We start from the raw sequence: 17,262 nt of genomic DNA on the forward strand, positions 1-17,262 counted from the left end.
AGTATGGATACAATACAGGCAGATATCGTAATCGTGGGGACCGGGGCCAGCGGTCTGTTTGCGGCTTTGCATCTTCCGGAAGACAAAAAGATCGTAATGATCACGAAAGATTGTGCGGAACACAGTGATTCCTTTCTGGCACAGGGAGGGATCTGCGTACTGCGCGATGAAAAAGACTATGACAGTTTTATGGAAGATACACTAAAGGCAGGGCACTATGAAAACAGAAGAGAGTCCGTAGATATCATGATACGGTCTTCCAGAGAAGTCATCGATGAGCTGATCGGATACGGGGTTGATTTTGCGAAAAAGAATGGCGAGCTGGATTACACAAGAGAAGGATGCCATTCAAAACCAAGGATCCTTTTCCACGAAGATATTACCGGTCAGGAGATTACAAGCCGTCTTCTTTTGGAAGTGAGAAAGAGGAAAAACATAAAACTTTTGGAATATACGACAATGATCGATATTGTCGAAAAAGAAAATTGCTGTTATGGGGTCATGGCTTCAGGAAAAGATGGGGAAGTCTGCTTTTTAAAAGCACCGTACACGATCCTGGCTACCGGAGGAATCGGGGGATTGTATACGCATTCTACCAATTACCCGCATCTTACGGGAGATGCCCTTGCCATTGCGCTGAAGCATGGTGTGCAGCTGGAAAATATTGATTATATACAGATCCACCCAACGACGCTGTATTCGAAAAAACCGGGCCGCAGGTTCCTCATCTCTGAGTCTGTGAGGGGAGAAGGGGCAAAGCTTTATGGAGCAGACGGGAAACGGTTTGCCGATGAGGTGCTCCCGAGAGATCTTTTGACTGAAGAGATCAAAAAACAGATGGAAAAAGATCAAAAACCGTATGTATGGCTGGATATGACGATGCTTGGAAACGATGAGATCCAGGCGCATTTCCCTCATATTTACGAGAGATGTCTCGAAGAAGGGTACGATGTGACAAAAGATTGGATTCCTGTCGTGCCGGCACAGCATTATTTCATGGGCGGGATCCACGTGGACAAGAACAGCAAGACGACGATGGAGCGTCTTTACGCAGCAGGAGAGACGAGCTGCAATGGCGTTCACGGGGCGAACAGGCTGGCCAGCAATTCTCTTTTGGAAAGCCTTGTATTTGCAAAGAGGGCAGCACAGGAGATTGCAGCGACATTCACGGAAGAAGATGGAGAAGACTGTGAGGTCGACTGTCTGGCAGAAGAGACATTGCGGGAACTGGAAAAAGACAGGACGGATCTTTCACACATTTACAAAATGCAGGTGTTAGAAGAAATTGAAAAGGAGAGAAAAGCAAGATGAATGAGATCACGATGAAAATACAGGCCGATGAGCTGATCATGCAGGCACTCCGGGAAGATATTACAAGTGAGGATATCACGACAAATGCGGTAATGCCTGAAAAAAAGCAAGGAGAAGTGGAACTCATCTGTAAGCAGGACGGAATCATCGCAGGACTCTGGGTGTTTGAGCGCGTGTTTACCCTGCTGGATCCGGAGACGAAGACAGAGTTTTATGTAGAAGATGGAGAGAAGGTAAGGAGCGGCCAGCTTATGGGAGTTGTAAGAGGGGATATCCGTGTTCTTTTATCAGGGGAGCGGACGGCTTTGAACTATCTTCAGAGGATGAGCGGGATCGCCACGTACACAAGACAGGCAGCCGATTTGCTGAAAGGGACGAAGACAAAGCTTCTCGATACAAGAAAGACGACGCCGAACATGCGTATTTTTGAAAAATATGCAGTGAAAGCGGGAGGAGGATACAATCACAGATACAATCTGTCTGACGGGATCCTTCTGAAAGACAATCACATCGGAGCTGCGGGAAGTGTAAAGAAGGCGGTAGAGATGGCAAAAGAATACGCCCCGTTTGTCCGCAAGATAGAGGTTGAGACGGAGAATCTTGAGATGGTAAAAGAAGCGGTTGAGGCAGGAGCCGACATTATTATGCTTGACAATATGTCTCCGGATCAGATGAAAGAAGCGGTAAATTTCATTGCAGGGAGAGCCCAGACAGAGTGCTCGGGCAATGTGACAAAAGAGAAGATCAAGATGCTTTCCGAGATCGGTGTCGACTATATCTCCAGTGGAGCATTGACACACTCCGCCCCGATTCTTGATATTTCCTTGAAAAATCTTCACGCAGTGGAGGAAATGTGATATAACTGTTTAAGGACAAAGTGGAAAGGATGAAATGTATGGACGGAGAATTGCGCAGGCAGGAAATATTAAGGCAGATACAGGAAAGCGACACTCCTATATCCGGGACAAAGCTTGCACAGATGTGCTCTGTCAGCAGACAGGTCATCGTGCAGGATATGGCGGTCCTGCGGGCATCCGGGTACGATATCGTATCGACATACCGGGGATATATCTGCCGCGAAGACAGGAAGGCAGAGCGTATCTTTTTTGTATCACATACAGATGAAGAGATTGAAGAAGAACTGAATCTCATCGTGGATTTCGGGGGGATGATAAAAGATGTGTTTATCAGACATGAAGTGTACGGAGAATTGAAGGCGGTACTGGATATCCATTCCCGAAGAGAGGTGCAGGAATTCCTAAATGAGATCAAAACCGGAAGATCAGGACCTCTGAAAAATATTACATCCGGCAGGCACTACCATACGGTTCTGGCGGACAGTGAAGAAATCCTGGATGCCATCGAAAAAGAACTGAAGGACAAAATGTTTCTCCTGTAAAAAAGAGAACAAAGCAGAAAGGAAGGGGCTTTATGAGTTTTAAAGAGATCAAACCGGAAGAATGGGACAAAAACCCGTTTGAAGCTATCGGAAAGGATTGGATGCTTGTGACGGCAGGCACAGAAGAACATCTCAACACGATGACCGCCAGCTGGGGCGGCGTAGGTGTTATCTGGGGAAAGCCTTCCGCTACAGCATATGTCCGTCAGACACGTTATACAAAGGAATTCATTGACAACAGCGAATTTTTTACTTTGTCGTTTTTTGACAAATCACACAGAGATGCGCTGAACCTTTGCGGAACGGTTTCCGGAAGAGATCGGGATAAAATCAAAGAGGCAGGACTTACTCCGATGGCTGTGGATAAAACAGCAGCTTTTGAGGAAGCGGATGTGATTCTTGTCTGTCGGAAACAGTATCATCAGTATATGAATCCAGAAGGATTCGACGTGAAAGAAAACAATGCAAAGTGGTATGCAGACAGAGATTACCACACGATGTACATCGGATCTATCGAAAAAATCCTTTTAAAAGAAGCGTAGAAAAAAGAACAGGAATTGACAAGCAGGCAGTTTATGTGATATCGTTTTGGTTAGAAAAAACTAACTAAAGAAACATCACAGAACTGCCTGTTTATATGTTTAAAATTATTTTCTTGCTTTTGCTTTCAGGCAGGTAGGCTTCATGTATGCCGGAAGTGCCTTGATCAGGAAAAAGACGATCAGAACGGAAAGCGTCTTATCCAGAAGATTGTTAAAAAGTTTCGGGATGAAAGAAGCGGCAAAAATGCCCATACCGCTTTGCTTTAACACTGCTACCGCGATATCAGATACCGTACCGGTAAGTCCACCGTAAACGACGATACCGATCGGTGTGCCGATGACCGGTGCGATAATGCCGATGATGATGCCGGTAATAATGGCTGAGGCAAGTGTAAGCCGGAATTTGCGGAAGATCAGACCTACGACAAGACCGATAGCGATATTGACAAGCATAAACGGCATTCCTCCAAGAGAGCCTGAAATAATGGCAGTCAAAAAATTGGTAAGGGCGCCTACACAGACACCGTATACCGGGCCGAAGCATACAGCTGTAAAAATAGTGCCGATCGTGTCCAGGTAGACTGGGAACTTGATTGCCGCCATGACAATGCCAAGTACGATGTTCAGCGCGATACAAAGTGCGCAGAATAAAAGTGTTGTTGTTTTGGAAAGTTGTTTATTCATAGTTCCTCCTTTGTGGTATATGTACACAGACAGTCTAACAGATAGAAAAAAGAAGATAAAATCAGTATTTTTCATGTATAACCAAAATTATAGAAAAAAGCAATGACAAGGCCATGTGGGAAAATGGTATACTATGTCCGGAGGAAAAAAAGATGAAACAGAAGATAGTGATCGTAAGCCATTGTTTTTTCAATGACGCAAGTAAACTAAGCCATCAGAACAGGGAAGAGCAGGAGGCGGAAAGAAAAGAGAAACGCATTTTTCTGCAGAAGCTTCTCCAACAGGGAGCGGAGATCATGCAGCTTCCGTGCCCGGAATTTTTGCTCTATGGAAGCAGGAGATGGGGGCATGCATCCAGCCAGTTTGACACTCCGTTTTTCCGAAAAGAGTGCGAAAAGATGCTGGAGCCTTTTGTGATGCAGTGGAAGGAATACAGTGCATTTCCAGACCGCTTTGAAATCATTGGCATTGTCGGGATTGACGGAAGCCCAAGCTGCGGAATAAACGCTACGTATGACGGCGACTGGGGAGGAGAGTTCCAGGATATGGACAGAGTAAAAAAAGCAGTCGGCACACTCAAAAGAAAAGAAAGATCGGGGATTTTCATGGAAGTCCTGAAAGAGATGATGGAGAAAGAGGAGCTTTACATACCGATGTATTCCATGAAAACATTTCCGGAATTCGTGTAAAAAAATCAAAGAAATGTATCATGAGGAAAAGAATATCTTGACATCGAAATTAAAAAAGCGTAAACTGTAAAACGATAAGAAAAGGGGAGCTGGAGAGAATCCGGCTGAGAGTAAGGACAGATTCGCCTTAGACCCTGGACCTGATCCGGATAATGCCGGCGTAGGAATCATAGTGGGATTACATATCTTAAAAAAGATATGTTGTGTAGGACATGATGCCTTCTGTCGGAAAGATCCGACGGAAGGTTTTTTTATTCTATAGAAAGTCTTTGAGACTCGACTATAGCAAAACAGATTCAAGGAGGAGAAAAAAATGAACGCAAGTGTAGCAATCCAGTCATTGCCGGATGCGGCAAACGACGAAGAGCTGATCCGTATTGTAGATGAGGTCATCGATTACATCAAAAGCACAGGGCTGAATTATTACGTTGGGCCTTTTGAGACAACCATCGAGGGAGATTACGATGAGCTGATGGATATCGTAAAAGAATGTCAGCATATTGCGGTCCGCGCGGGTGCACCTCATGTGGCAGCCTACATCAAGGTAAGCTACAGACCGGAAGGAGACGTGCTGTCTATTGAAAAGAAAGTTACAAAACATCACCAGTAAATTGTGGTCTTTGGCAGCGCTTCTTGTCATTTTGATAGCATGGCAGGGAGTTTCCATGGCAGGGTTAGTCCCGGGATATATGCTCCCATCGCCGGTAGATGTGATAAAAGCGTTCATCTCCGAGTTCCCGCTTCTGATGGAGAATGCGAAAGTGACGCTTATGGAAGCGTTTATCGGACTCGGATGCGGGGTGGCGCTTGGTTTCTTGATGGCCGTGATCATGGACCGGTTTGACCGGCTTTATAAAGCACTGTATCCGCTGATCGTCGTGACGCAGACAGTACCGACGGTAGCGATCGCGCCGCTTCTCGTACTTTGGTTCGGATACGAAATGCTTCCGAAAGTTATTCTGATCGTCATCGTCACATTTTTCCCGATCACAGTAGGACTTCTCACGGGATTCCGCTCTGCGGACAGAGATATGATGAATCTTTTGCGGTCTATGGGGGCCGGAAGACTCCAGATTTTCCGGTACATAAAGCTTCCAGGAGCGATGGGACAGTTTTTTTCCAGCCTTCGGATTTCTGCGTCTTACGCGGTAGTTGGCGCGGTCATCTCGGAGTGGCTTGGAGGGTTCAATGGTCTTGGAGTTTATATGACAAGGGTAAAGAAGGCGTTTTCATTTGACAAAATGTTCGCTGTGATCTTTTTGATCTCCGCCATCAGCCTGATTCTCATGAAACTTGTGGATATGCTCCAGAAGCGCTGTATGTCCTGGGAACAGAAAAAGTAAGGAGAAATAAATATGAAAAAGAAAATACTTGCAATGGTGCTGGCTGGCTGCATGGTATTCTCCATGGCAGCTTGTGGCTCTGAACAAAACAATAGTCAGGATAAAAAAGAAAAGAAAGAAAAGGTAACATTTGTCCTGGACTGGACACCGAATACAAACCACACTGGTCTGTATGTGGCTCAGGAGAAAGGCTACTTTGACGAAGAAGGACTGGAAGTGGAGATTGTACAGCCGCCGGAGGATGGAGCAGACGCACTCGTGGCTTCCGGAAAAGCCCAGTTTGGAATTTCTTTCCAGGATACAATGGCGCCGGGCGTAACAGGCGAGGATGCTCTCCCGACGACAGCTGTGGCAGCGGTTGTCCAGCATAATACTTCCGGTATCATTTCCCGGAAAGGGGAAGGAATGGACAGACCAAAAGGACTGGAAGGAAAGAAATATGCCACATGGGATGCCCCTATCGAGAAAGCGATGATGAAAAATGTCGTGGAGGCGGACGGAGGAGATTTCAGCAAAGTCGAGCTGATCCCGAGTACAGTTACTGATGAGGTATCCGCCCTCAAGTCCAAGTCCGTGGATGCTATCTGGATTTTCTATGCATGGGCAGGGATTGCAACAGAAGTGGCAGGACTTGAGACTGATTATTTTGCATTCAAAGATATCAACCCGGCCTTTGATTACTATACACCGGTTATTATTGCAAACAATGACTTCCTGAAAGACGAGCCGGAGACAGCGAAGAAGTTTTTGAATGCGGTTAAGAAAGGATATGAGGATGCTATAGAGGATCCAAAAGAGGCAGCCGACATTCTCTGTGAAGCATCTCCGGAGCTGGATAAAGATCTTGTCCTTGCAAGCCAGGAATACCTGAAAGATCAGTATATCGCAGATGCAGACAGCTGGGGATATATCGATCCGGAGAGATGGAATTCCTTCTATAACTGGCTGAATGAAAACGGTCTTACTGAGACTGAAATCCCGGAAAATACAGGATTCAGCAATGAGTATCTTCCAAAATAGCGAGAAAACAGATGGCAGAATTAATCGTATCAAATGTATCAAAATCTTTTGACGGAAAAAAGATCATAGAAGATGTGTCCATAGAGATACATGACAGGGAACTGGTAAGCCTTCTGGGAGTAAGCGGCGGAGGAAAAACGACGCTTTTCAACGTTATTTCCGGTCTGATCCTTCCAGATGCAGGACAAGTATTTCTGGATGGCAAGGAGATCACAGGACAGCCGGGAAAAGTAAGTTATATGCTTCAGAAAGATCTTCTTCTTCCCTATCGGACAGTAGAGGACAATGTGGCGCTTCCTCTTCTGATCGCCGGAATGAACAAGAAAGAAGCAAGAAAAAAAGTGCAGCCATATTTCGAGGAATTTGGGCTTTCCGGGACGCAGAAAAAATACCCGGCACAGCTTTCGGGTGGAATGAGGCAAAGAGCTGCCCTTCTGAGAACGTATATGTTCTCAGATAAACTGGCTCTTTTGGATGAACCGTTTTCTGCATTGGATACTTTGACAAAGGGAGCCATGCACAAATGGTATCTGGATGTTATGGAGCAGATCCACCTTTCTACCATCTTTATCACTCACGATATCGATGAGGCCGTGCTTTTGTCAGATCGGATCTATATTCTTGGAGGAAAACCTGGACGCATCGTTGATGAGATCCGCATTACAGAGCCGAAACCAAGGCGGAAAGACTTTAATCTCACAGGAGAATTCCTGGAGTATAAAAAGCGAATACTTGAAAAAATCGGGAACCCGGAAGCGTAGAAAAAGCTTCTGGGTTTTACAGTCTATTAAGCAATATTTAAAAATTTTAAGATTCATTGAATAAAATACAAATAATGATAAAATTCGACAAAGTGGCCTTGACCGTGGTATTGTCTGATGATATTCTCATAGGGACACAAGGGAAAAGTTATTAGATATATACGAAAGAGATGTGGGAAAATCTTATGGAAGAGCGTGAAAGACAGAGAAGAAGGCAGGCAATACGGAGAAAAAGGCGCAGAAGACAAAGAAGGATCCTTCTTGGAAGTTTTGCTTTGCTTCTCTCTCTGATTCTCGGAGGTGTGATCTACCTTTACACACATCCCCTGTTTTTGAAAAGCGATGTGGTCAAGGCAGAACTGAATGAAGAATTTGATCCGACAAAAAATGTCCGGTTTGTATTTGGAGGGAAAAAATCTCAGGTAGAGATACAGACAGACGCCGATTTGTCGAAAGAAGGAGAATATCCGATCACTTACAAATTCCGGGGACAGGAGAAAAAGGCGATTGTCAAAGTACAGGATACAACACCGCCATCCCTGGAGCTTCAGCCTTACACGACAGATATGGCAGAAGAGATCAAGCCGGAGCTGTTCGTAAAGGAAGTGAAGGATTTCTCCGAGGTAAAAGTGCGATTTAAGGAAGAGCCGGATTTTCAGGAGGCAAAGGAGTATACGGTTTCCATTGTTGCAGAAGATGCAAGCGGTAACCAGACGGTCAAGGAGACAAAGCTGATCCGTAAAAAAGATGAAACAAAACCGGAAATACAGGGCATCGAAGACGTGGAAATCCTGCAGGGAAAGATATTGGATCTTCAGAAAGACGTCACGGTCAAGGACGATATGGATCCGAATCCTTCACTGAGTGTTGACCAGACGGCAGTAGATTTCAACACACCCGGCACATATGAGGCAGTCTACAAAGCAAAGGACCGGTCCGGAAATGTAAACGAGATCAAACGTAAGATAGTTGTAAAGGAAAATAAAGAATTCAATCAAAAGATTGTGTATCTGACATTTGACGACGGCCCTTCAGACAATACAGAAAAGATAATTGATATTCTTGATGAATACAATGCCAAGGCGACGTTCTTTGTGACAGGAAACAACAAAAAGAAAAATGATCTGATCACGAAAGCGCACAAGAAAGGACATGCCATCGGACTTCATACATACACTCACGACTACGCGTCTGTGTACTCTTCTTTGGATGCATACTTTTCAGATCTTCAGAAGATTTCCGATATGGTAGAAAGTTTGACCGGAGAGAAATCAAAGCTGATCCGATTCCCGGGAGGCTCCAGCAACACTATCAGCGCTCATTACACAAAAGGGATCATGACGGAGATCACAAAGAAGGTCCAGGAACAAGGATATCAGTATTTTGACTGGAACTGTGACTCTACAGATGCGAGCGGCAATCATGTTCCGGTGGAAAAGCTCGTAGCCAATGCCACATCGGGTAAGGGCAAGCACATTAATATTCTGATGCACGATACGGATGCAAAAGATACGACTGTAAAAGCACTCCCAAAAATCATCGAGCATTACAGGGCACAGGGATATGTATTTAAAGCTCTGACTGTAGATTCCTACGCCCCTCATCATCATGTAAATAATTAAGTTACCGGATAGGAGATCAGAAAAATCTCCTATCCTTTTTTGCGTGCCGCAACATCCAGGAAGCGAAAATAGTCCGGACGATGCCGGGACTGTGTGTATTCAAACAGGATCCCGTTATCATCGTATGTCTGGCTTGTGACGACGGCCAGACAGTTGTAATCTTTCAGATCCAGATATTTTTCGTCTACCTGGGTCATCTTCTCAACAGTTATTGAGCGCTTACTTGTGGAAATAGTAAGGTGCAGATCATTTTCCAAATAAGCATAGATGGAAGAGGCAGCAATCTCCGGTGTTAATCCATTTGTAAGTTCCGTACGGAAATAGTTATGGTCGAGGATCAGAGGGATATCGTCCAGGTAACGAAGCCTCTGAATGTAATAAAGAAGCGTTCCCTCTGGAAATCCGGTTTTACGTGCGATATTGGCATCGGCTGTCAGCTCGGAAAACTGCAGTACTTTTGTAAAGGGTTTCTTTTTGTTCCGAAGGGCGGATTCGTGGAAGGATTCGATTCCGCCCACGGTAAATGCTGTCTGCTCGATAGGCTGAAAGATATTCCGCACACCTTTGCCGTGCATGGGCTTTACATAGCCATCCGCAGTGAGTTCGGAAAGGGCGCGGCGGATGGTGTTGCGGGAACAGTTGTATTCCTTTACGAGCATATGTTCAGATGGGAGCAGAGCCTGATATGAGAAAGTTTCGTCTTCTATTTTCCGCTTTAAATCTTTGTATATACAGTCGTACTTTGCTTTTGGCATTTCTATCCACTCCTTCTTGTTTAAACATCTTTTCTTTATATTATAAAGAGTAAAAAAAAAGAAAGCAAGTATTTTCACACAGCTTCTTGACATGTTTAAACAAGCATGGTATATTTAAGTTGTTCAAACAAGTTCGGAAAAAGAAAGAGTAAAGGAGAGAGAAGAATGGCGAAATACGAAAATGACGTGAAGCAGCTTCTTACACTGATCGGCGGAAAAGAAAATATTCAGGCTGTATCACACTGTATGACGAGAATGCGCTTCGTACTTGTTGATCCAAAGAAAGCGGATGAGAAAGCGATCGAGGAGATCCCGTCTGTGAAAGGGACATTTACACAGGCAGGACAGTATCAGGTCATCATTGGGAATGACGTATCTGTCTCTTACAACGAGTTTACTTCCTATGCAGGTATTGAAGGAGTAAGCAAAGATGCTGCAAAGGCAGCGGCAAAGACCAATCAGAATCTTGCACAGAAAATTATGGGTGCGCTTGGCGAGATTTTCGCACCGCTCATCCCGGCCCTGATCTGCGGAGGTTTGATCCTGGGATTTAGGAACGTGATAGGAGAGATCAATTTTTTTAACAATGGCAAACAAAGTCTTGCGGATTTGTATCCTTTCTGGCAGGGGACATATGATTTCCTGTGGCTCATCGGCGAAGCGGTATTTCATCTGCTGCCGGTAGGTATCGTATGGTCCATCACAAAGAAGATGGGAACGACCCAGATCCTCGGAATTATTCTTGGGCTTACTCTTGTATCTCCGCAGCTCCTCAACGGGTTTAGTGTGGCAGATACACCTGCATCAGAGATTCCGGTATGGGATTTTGGCTTTGCGCAGGTAGATATGATCGGATACCAGGGACAGGTCATCGCAGCTATGATGGCAGGATTCGTCCTCGTCTATCTGGAAAAATTCTTTAAAAAGCATTGTCCTGAAGTTGTCAGTATGATCGTTGTACCTTTTTGTTCCCTTGTTCCGGCGGTTATTATCGCACACACCGTAGTAGGACCGATCGGATGGAAGATCGGCGATGCCATTGCAAGTGTTGTTTACGGCGGACTCATGTCTGATTTTGGATGGCTGTTCGCAGGAGTCTTCGGACTTTTATATGCGCCGGTTGTTATGACAGGTCTGCATCATATGACAAATGCCATCGATACGCAGCTTGTAAATACTTACGACGGCACCATTCTTTGGCCGATGATCGCACTTTCCAACATTGCCCAGGGATCCAGTGTTCTTGCCATGTCCATTCTTCAGAAGAAAAATGAAAGAGCACAGCAGGTCAATATACCAGCATGTATCTCTTGTTACCTTGGAGTAACAGAACCGGCTCTTTTTGGTGTCAATCTGAAATATGTATTTCCGCTCATCTGCGGAATGACCGGATCTGCGATCGCGGCTATGATCTCCGTTGGATCCGGTGTTATGGCTCTCAGCATCGGTGTAGGGGGACTTCCGGGTATTATTTCCATCAAACCGGAGTTTTATGTACAGTTTTTGATCGCGATGGCAGTTGCCATTGTAGTGCCATTCACACTTACCTTTATCGTGGGAAGCAGGAAACTTTCCGCAAAGGAGCGAGGCACTGCGAAATCAGAAAGCAAAACAGAAGTCAAAGCAGAAAAAATTGAAACAGAACAGATAGAGACAGAAAATACTGAAACGGAAAAGGGAGTCAAAGCGATTTTAAGCGGAAAAGTGATTCCGATCGAGGAAGTAGATGACAATGTATTTTCACAAAAGATCATGGGCGATGGTGTTGCCATCGAACCGACCGACACAACTGTAGTGGCGCCATCTGACGCAGAAGTGGCTATCGTTATGGCAGATACAGGACACGCCTGTGGACTGACACTGGGAAATGGCATGGAACTATTGATCCATGTCGGCATTGATACCGTAGATATGGGAGGAGATGGTTTTGAGCTTCTCGTATCCCAGGGAGATAAAGTATCAGCAGGCACTCCGCTGATCCGTTTTGATCCGGAAAAGATACGGGCAGCAGGACACCCGACAACGACAATGCTCATTGTTACCGGGGAAGGAAGTGCCAAGAATATTAAAATGAAAGCAGGTATGACGGCGGAGGCTGCGAAAACTACCGTCATCTCATTTGAATAGGACATAACAAAGAAAGGAAGAACGAGATGAAAACTGCAGATTTCAGAAAAAGTACGGTGTATCAGATTTACCCGAAATCATTTTACGACAGCAACGGCGATGGACTCGGCGATCTGAGAGGAATCATCGGGAAGCTTGATTACATCAAAGAATTGGGCGTAGATTATATCTGGATGACGCCGTTCTTCGTATCCCCTCAAAATGACAATGGATACGACGTGGAGGATTATTATAATATAGATCCGCGTTACGGCACGATGGAGGATGTGGAAGAACTGATCCGGGAAGCAGATAAAAGAGGAATCAGACTTATGTTTGACATGGTTTTCAACCATGTATCCAGCCATCATATCTGGTTTCGGAAGGCACTTGAGGGTGATCCGTATTACAAGGACTTCTTTTTCTTCCGGAAAGGGAAAGAAAACGGGGAACCACCTACCAACTGGGAAAGTAAATTCGGAGGAAATGCCTGGGAGTATGTAGAAAAATTTGATGAATACTATCTGCATCTTTTTGATGTATCCCAGCCGGATCTGAACTGGGATAATGAAAATGTGAGAAAAGAAGTACAGAAAGTAGTCAGATTCTGGATGGAAAAAGGGGTTAAAGGTTTTCGGTTTGACGTGGTCAATCTGATCAGCAAAGAGCGGTTTGAAGATGATCACGAAGGGGACGGAAGAAGATTTTATACCGACGGGCCGAATATCCATAAATATTTAAAAGAGCTTCACGAAATGACGTTCGGAAATGACACAGAGATCGTGACAGTTGGAGAAATGTCCAGCACATCCATTGATAACTGTTATCAGTACGCAGGAGAAGATACGAAGGAGCTGTCCATGGTATTTAGTTTCCACCATCTGAAAGTGGACTTCATGGGGAATGAAAAATGGGTACTTGTACCTGCAGATTTCCAGAAACTCAAACGGATTCTTTTTGAATGGCAGACGAAAATGGCGGAACATCATGCGTGGAATGCGGTTTTCTGGTGCAATCACGACCAGCCGAGAGTCGTCTCCAGATTCGGAAACGAAGGCACATACTGGAAAGAATCTGCTAAGATGCTGGCAACGATCATCCACATGTTGAGGGGAACGCCGTACATTTATCAGGGAGAGGAGATCGGTATGACCAATGCAGGATTTACGGATATTTCTCAGTATCGTGATGTGGAAAGCTTAAACCATTTCCGGATCCTTCAGGAGAAAGGACTTACCGAGTCCGATGCATATCGGATCCTTCAAATCCATTCCAGAGACAACAGCCGTACGCCGATGCAGTGGGATGAGACAAAACATGCGGGATTTGTAGCTGGTGGATCAGAAGCTGAGCCATGGATATCTGTAAATCCGAACTATGTGTCCATCAATGCAGCACAGCAGCTGGAGGATGAGGATTCCATTTTCCATTATTATAAGCAATTGATCAGGATCAGAAAAGATCTGGATGTTGTGGCATATGGAAGTATCGTTCCGCTGGCAGAAGAACATCCGTCCATCTTTGCATATGAAAGAGCATACAAAGACGAACATATGCTGGTAGTAAATAATTTTTACGGCAAAGAGACGCAGTGGAAGACGGATATTGACCTGACAGGATACGAATGCATTCTCGGAAACTATGACAACCACTCGGCTCCGGAAAATGGGGAATGGAACTTAAAGCCATATGAATCGATGATCTGGTATAAACAGTAGGACAGAGTTTTTCGGTGTCGGAAGAAGTGCCCGCAGGAGGATTCCCGAAACTGCGATAGAAGAAAATAAGAGAGTATGGGATGAGAAGGAATAGAAAACACCCCGGTTGAGATCAGTGTTCTGCATTACTGATTTTCCAACCGGGGTGTTGGCGTTAAAATTGGATCCAGTTTTTCAATTTCTGATAGATTTCTGCAATCGGAAGACCGACGATGTTGTTGTAATCGCCCCGGATACCTTTGACATGGACTGCAAAATGCCCTTGGACTGCGTAAGAACCAGCCTTATCGTATGGCTCATCGGTAGAAAGATAAGCCTGGATTTCCTGTTCTGTCATCGGATACACTTCTACATCGCTTTTCACACTAAATGTCTCGGTACGTTTCTCTAAACCGCAGGAAAGAATCAGACAAACTCCGGTGTACACCTGGTGGGTATGACCTTGCAAGGAAGAAATCATGCGGTACGCATCTTCCTTTCCGGAAGGTTTTCCTAAGATCTGTCCGTCAAACGCAACTACCGTATCTGCGCCGATGACAAGCACATCATCGTCTGGATGTGTTTTGCGGTAAGTGTGGAAGACATCATCAGCCTTCTGTGAGGCAAGTTCTTTCACAACCTCTTCCGGAATACAGGAATTGGCATGTTCTTCACAGGATGACGGAATGACGGTGTGAACGATGCCTGCCTGGGATAAAAGCTCCGTTCTTCTCGGAGAAGCAGAAGCAAGGATGCAAGTCAGATCAGAAAAGGATGGGAGCAAAAGCACTTCCTTTTCATCAAAAGATCTGTCTTCCGAAATGGAATTCTCAGATAACTGGACGGATACGTTCCTGTCTTCTTCGTACTCTGGGTGGTTTCTGTGATCAAATACGAGGATCCGGACGCTGTATGGAGGCATGGAAAGCTGTCCGTTCATGGAAAACACCTCTCCCGAAATGAGATCCTTGACTTCCCCTTGAAGTTCCCCGTGATTTGCCTGATAGTCCGTACTGTCCGCATTGACAGCCACAAAGATCCGTTCTTTGTCTGTCTTGCGCTCAAAGATCAGCTGACGGTTCATGATCAGGACATTGCGGTATGTGCCATTGCACAGGGCATCACTCTTTTGCCGAAAAGCGATCAGCTGACGGATGTACGCTGTCAGTTCATTTGGTTTCGGAGCCTCAAAACACGGCCGAAGTGCGTAGTCATTATCAGGCGCCTTGATCCCCTCTTCGCCCCATTCGCTTCCATAATAAATGCAAGGTATACCAGGCATGGTAAGGAGTGTACCATAAACCGGACGAAGGTGTTCACGGCACTTCAAGATGCTGGCGATCCGTGTGACATCGTGATTATCCACAAAAGTCATGAGATGTTTACCGCGGTAGATGCACCACTGTTCCGGTCCGAACTGACGGTTCAGGGAGTGTGCGATCTCAAATAAGTTCATATCGTTAAAGCTGGAAAAAAGACCTTTGTAGCACTCGTAATTTGTGCAGCTGTGGAGCATGCCGTCGTTGACGATCAGATTGTAGTCCCCGAAAAGGACTTCTCCGATCAAAACAAAATCCGGTTTCAGAGACGTGCAGAAACTGCGAAGCTTCCGCATAAAATTGTGATCCAGACTGTATGCCACATCAAGACGCAGTCCATCAATATCAAATTCCTGGATCCATGTCCGGACGCAGTTCAGAAGATAGTCCACTACATGAGGGTTCTGAAGATTCAGTTTCACTAGCTCAAAGTGTCCTTCCCAGCCTTCGTACCAGAAGCCGTCATTGTATCCGCTGTTGCCGTCAAAATTGATGTGAAACCAGTCTTTGTAAGCAGAGTCCCACTTCTTTTCCTGGACATCGCGAAATGCCCAGAATCCTCTCCCGACATGGTTGAACACGCCGTCCAGGACGACACGCACACCTCGGCTGTGAAGCTCGCGGCATACATCTGCAAAATCCGCATTGGTACCGAGACGGCAGTCGATTTTCAGGAAATCTCTTGTGTCGTATCCATGATTGTCGGATTCGAAGATCGGATTCAGAAGGATGGAGTCGACACCAAGACTCTGGATGTAATCCGCCCAATCGATGATTTTTCGGATTCTAGGAACCGTCTGTCCGTCATTGTGAACAGGAGCACCGCAAAAGCCGATCGGATATATCTGATAAAAAATTCCATTGTAAGCCCACATGAAAATATCCCCTTTCTATACGTACAATTATTATTGTCAGAACATTCATAGTTTATCACGTAACAATCAGAGATTCAATATAGAACCGATGGCTAAAAAACAGAAAAAATTCGGCAAAAAAAGGCAAAAAACTTTATAAAAAACGGTTGACAGACAAAGACCAAAAGCGTATACTAAAACAGTATGACATGAGAAGAAAACAGTTTGCACCATAGCCCCGGAGCGGACTGATTTCCATAATTATAATAAAGTTCATTATTTAATGTAGAAGATTGTAAACAGGAGGTCAACCAATGAAAACTTACATGGCTAATCCAGATAAGATTGAAAGAAAATGGTATGTAGTTGATGCAGAAGGACAGACATTAGGCCGTCTTTGCTCTGGAATTGCAAACGTATTAAGAGGAAAAAATAAACCGGAATTTACACCGCACGTTGATACAGGTGATTACGTGATCGTGATCAACGCTGAAAAAGTAAAAGTAACAGGGAAGAAAATGGATCAGAAGATCTACTACAATCACTCCGAATATGTTGGTGGTATGAAAGAAACAACATTAAAAGAAATGATGGCTAAAAAGCCGGAAAAAGTGATTGAACTTGCTGTGAAAGGAATGCTTCCGAAAGGACCTTTAGGAAGAGCAATGATTAAGAAACTTCACGTTTATGCAGGTGCAGAACACGCTCATGCAGCTCAGAAACCGGAAGTATTAACATTTTAAGGAAAGGTTGAGAGGAGGAAATTACAGTGGCTAGTGCAAAATTCTACGGAACAGGAAGAAGAAAAAAATCTATCGCAAGAGTATACTTAGTACCGGGAACAGGTAAAATTACAATAAATAAAAGAGATATCGACGAATACTTCGGACTTGAAACATTGAAAGTAGTAGTTCGTCAGCCGCTCGTAGCAACAGAGACAACAGACAAATTCGATGTACTTGTAAATGTACACGGCGGCGGATACACAGGACAGGCTGGAGCAATCCGTCACGGAATCTCCAGAGCACTGCTTGAAGCAGATGCTGATTACAGACCGGTTCTCAAAGCAAACGGATTCTTAACACGTGATCCACGTATGAAAGAACGTAAGAAATACGGCCTCAAGGCTGCCCGTCGCGCTCCGCAGTTCAGCAAGCGCT

The 17,262-nt window shown here is 44.9% G+C and carries 17 protein-coding genes, 1 pseudogene and 1 riboswitch; of the genes and pseudogenes, 14 read left to right on the plus strand and 4 right to left on the minus strand.

What is annotated here, in order from left to right:
• The first annotated feature begins 3 nt into the window (after positions 1 to 3).
• Genes ACLROL_RS04865 through ACLROL_RS04880 form a run of 4 tightly spaced genes read left to right on the plus strand, consistent with a single transcriptional unit; the run spans position 4 to position 3,252 of the window.
• Positions 4 to 1,311: an L-aspartate oxidase gene (locus tag ACLROL_RS04865; RefSeq protein WP_087201987.1), complete on the plus strand. Its 1,308-nt coding sequence runs from the start codon at positions 4 to 6 to the stop codon at positions 1,309 to 1,311.
• The gene (nadC, locus tag ACLROL_RS04870) at positions 1,308 to 2,168 is read left to right on the plus strand and encodes a carboxylating nicotinate-nucleotide diphosphorylase (RefSeq protein WP_087201985.1); all 861 of its coding nucleotides are present in this window, start codon (positions 1,308 to 1,310) and stop codon (positions 2,166 to 2,168) included. The genes ACLROL_RS04865 and nadC overlap by 4 nt, the downstream gene beginning before the upstream one ends.
• 38 nt (positions 2,169 to 2,206) lie before the next feature.
• A complete protein-coding gene (locus tag ACLROL_RS04875; RefSeq protein WP_087201983.1) occupies positions 2,207 to 2,710 on the plus strand; it encodes a transcription repressor NadR in 504 nt (167 codons plus the stop codon).
• A 32-nt stretch (positions 2,711 to 2,742) separates the two neighbouring features.
• The gene (locus ACLROL_RS04880; RefSeq protein ID WP_087201981.1) at positions 2,743 to 3,252 is read left to right on the plus strand and encodes a flavin reductase; all 510 of its coding nucleotides are present in this window, start codon (positions 2,743 to 2,745) and stop codon (positions 3,250 to 3,252) included.
• 105 nt (positions 3,253 to 3,357) lie between these two features.
• Here the strand turns inward: ACLROL_RS04880 and ACLROL_RS04885 are convergent, their stop codons facing one another.
• On the minus strand, positions 3,358 to 3,936 hold the full coding sequence (locus ACLROL_RS04885; RefSeq protein ID WP_087201979.1) for a CD3073 family putative ECF transporter S component: 579 nt from the start codon (positions 3,934 to 3,936) through the stop codon (positions 3,358 to 3,360).
• Between the two features lie 152 nt (positions 3,937 to 4,088).
• Here ACLROL_RS04885 and ACLROL_RS04890 point away from each other — a divergent pair, with 152 nt between their 5' ends.
• The 6 genes from ACLROL_RS04890 to ACLROL_RS04915 all read left to right on the plus strand — a co-directional run bounded on the left by ACLROL_RS04890 (position 4,089) and on the right by ACLROL_RS04915 (position 9,371).
• Positions 4,089 to 4,625, plus strand: a complete 537-nt coding sequence (locus tag ACLROL_RS04890; RefSeq protein ID WP_087201977.1) for a CD3072 family TudS-related putative desulfidase — start codon at positions 4,089 to 4,091, stop codon at positions 4,623 to 4,625.
• A 72-nt stretch (positions 4,626 to 4,697) separates the two neighbouring features.
• Positions 4,698 to 4,809: riboswitch (TPP riboswitch) on the plus strand.
• Between the two features lie 129 nt (positions 4,810 to 4,938).
• The gene (locus ACLROL_RS04895; RefSeq protein ID WP_087201975.1) at positions 4,939 to 5,235 is read left to right on the plus strand and encodes an MTH1187 family thiamine-binding protein; all 297 of its coding nucleotides are present in this window, start codon (positions 4,939 to 4,941) and stop codon (positions 5,233 to 5,235) included.
• The gene (locus ACLROL_RS04900) at positions 5,204 to 5,968 is read left to right on the plus strand and encodes an ABC transporter permease (RefSeq protein WP_087201973.1); all 765 of its coding nucleotides are present in this window, start codon (positions 5,204 to 5,206) and stop codon (positions 5,966 to 5,968) included. Before ACLROL_RS04895 ends, ACLROL_RS04900 begins: the two co-directional genes overlap by 32 nt.
• Positions 5,969 to 6,031: 63 nt before the next feature.
• Positions 6,032 to 6,988 carry an ABC transporter substrate-binding protein gene (locus tag ACLROL_RS04905; protein ID WP_413067427.1) on the plus strand — a complete coding sequence of 319 codons (957 nt, stop codon included), beginning with the start codon at positions 6,032 to 6,034 and terminating at the stop codon, positions 6,986 to 6,988.
• Positions 6,989 to 6,999: 11 nt separating this feature from the next.
• Positions 7,000 to 7,749 carry an ABC transporter ATP-binding protein gene (locus tag ACLROL_RS04910; protein ID WP_087201969.1) on the plus strand — a complete coding sequence of 250 codons (750 nt, stop codon included), beginning with the start codon at positions 7,000 to 7,002 and terminating at the stop codon, positions 7,747 to 7,749.
• A 185-nt stretch (positions 7,750 to 7,934) separates the two neighbouring features.
• Positions 7,935 to 9,371, plus strand: coding sequence for a polysaccharide deacetylase (locus ACLROL_RS04915; protein WP_158095404.1), 1,437 nt, complete (start codon positions 7,935 to 7,937; stop codon positions 9,369 to 9,371).
• A 29-nt stretch (positions 9,372 to 9,400) separates the two neighbouring features.
• On the opposite strand, the gene treR is transcribed toward ACLROL_RS04915, so the two are convergent.
• Positions 9,401 to 10,126 carry a trehalose operon repressor gene (gene treR, locus ACLROL_RS04920; protein ID WP_087201965.1) on the minus strand — a complete coding sequence of 242 codons (726 nt, stop codon included), beginning with the start codon at positions 10,124 to 10,126 and terminating at the stop codon, positions 9,401 to 9,403.
• A 165-nt stretch (positions 10,127 to 10,291) separates the two neighbouring features.
• Between treR and treP the strand changes: the two genes are divergently transcribed.
• Together treP and treC are read left to right on the plus strand one after the other, a co-directional pair.
• On the plus strand, positions 10,292 to 12,253 hold the full coding sequence (gene treP / locus ACLROL_RS04925; protein WP_413067425.1) for a PTS system trehalose-specific EIIBC component: 1,962 nt from the start codon (positions 10,292 to 10,294) through the stop codon (positions 12,251 to 12,253).
• A gap of 26 nt (positions 12,254 to 12,279) precedes the next feature.
• Positions 12,280 to 13,950, plus strand: a complete 1,671-nt coding sequence (treC, locus tag ACLROL_RS04930; protein ID WP_413067426.1) for an alpha,alpha-phosphotrehalase — start codon at positions 12,280 to 12,282, stop codon at positions 13,948 to 13,950.
• Positions 13,951 to 14,104: 154 nt separating this feature from the next.
• Here the strand turns inward: treC and ACLROL_RS04935 are convergent, their stop codons facing one another.
• Together ACLROL_RS04935 and ACLROL_RS04940 are read right to left on the minus strand one after the other, a co-directional pair.
• Positions 14,105 to 14,851, minus strand: coding sequence for a Maf family protein (locus tag ACLROL_RS04935; RefSeq protein ID WP_318256986.1), 747 nt, complete (start codon positions 14,849 to 14,851; stop codon positions 14,105 to 14,107).
• Positions 14,825 to 16,123: pseudogene (locus tag ACLROL_RS04940) on the minus strand (alpha-amylase family glycosyl hydrolase); the annotation flags it as partial. The pseudogene ACLROL_RS04940 and the gene ACLROL_RS04935, both read right to left, overlap by 27 nt.
• 293 nt (positions 16,124 to 16,416) lie before the next feature.
• On the opposite strand from ACLROL_RS04940, the gene rplM reads away from it, so the two are divergent.
• Both rplM and rpsI read left to right on the plus strand, forming a co-directional pair.
• The gene (rplM, locus tag ACLROL_RS04945; protein ID WP_087210333.1) at positions 16,417 to 16,845 is read left to right on the plus strand and encodes a 50S ribosomal protein L13; all 429 of its coding nucleotides are present in this window, start codon (positions 16,417 to 16,419) and stop codon (positions 16,843 to 16,845) included.
• Between the two features lie 26 nt (positions 16,846 to 16,871).
• On the plus strand, positions 16,872 to 17,262 hold a 391-nt coding region (rpsI, locus tag ACLROL_RS04950), incomplete at its 3' end, for a 30S ribosomal protein S9 (RefSeq protein ID WP_087201957.1).

This window comes from Sellimonas sp. (genome assembly GCF_047234585.1).
In the GTDB taxonomy this organism is placed as follows: Bacteria; Bacillota; Clostridia; order Lachnospirales; family Lachnospiraceae; genus Sellimonas; species Sellimonas caecigallum.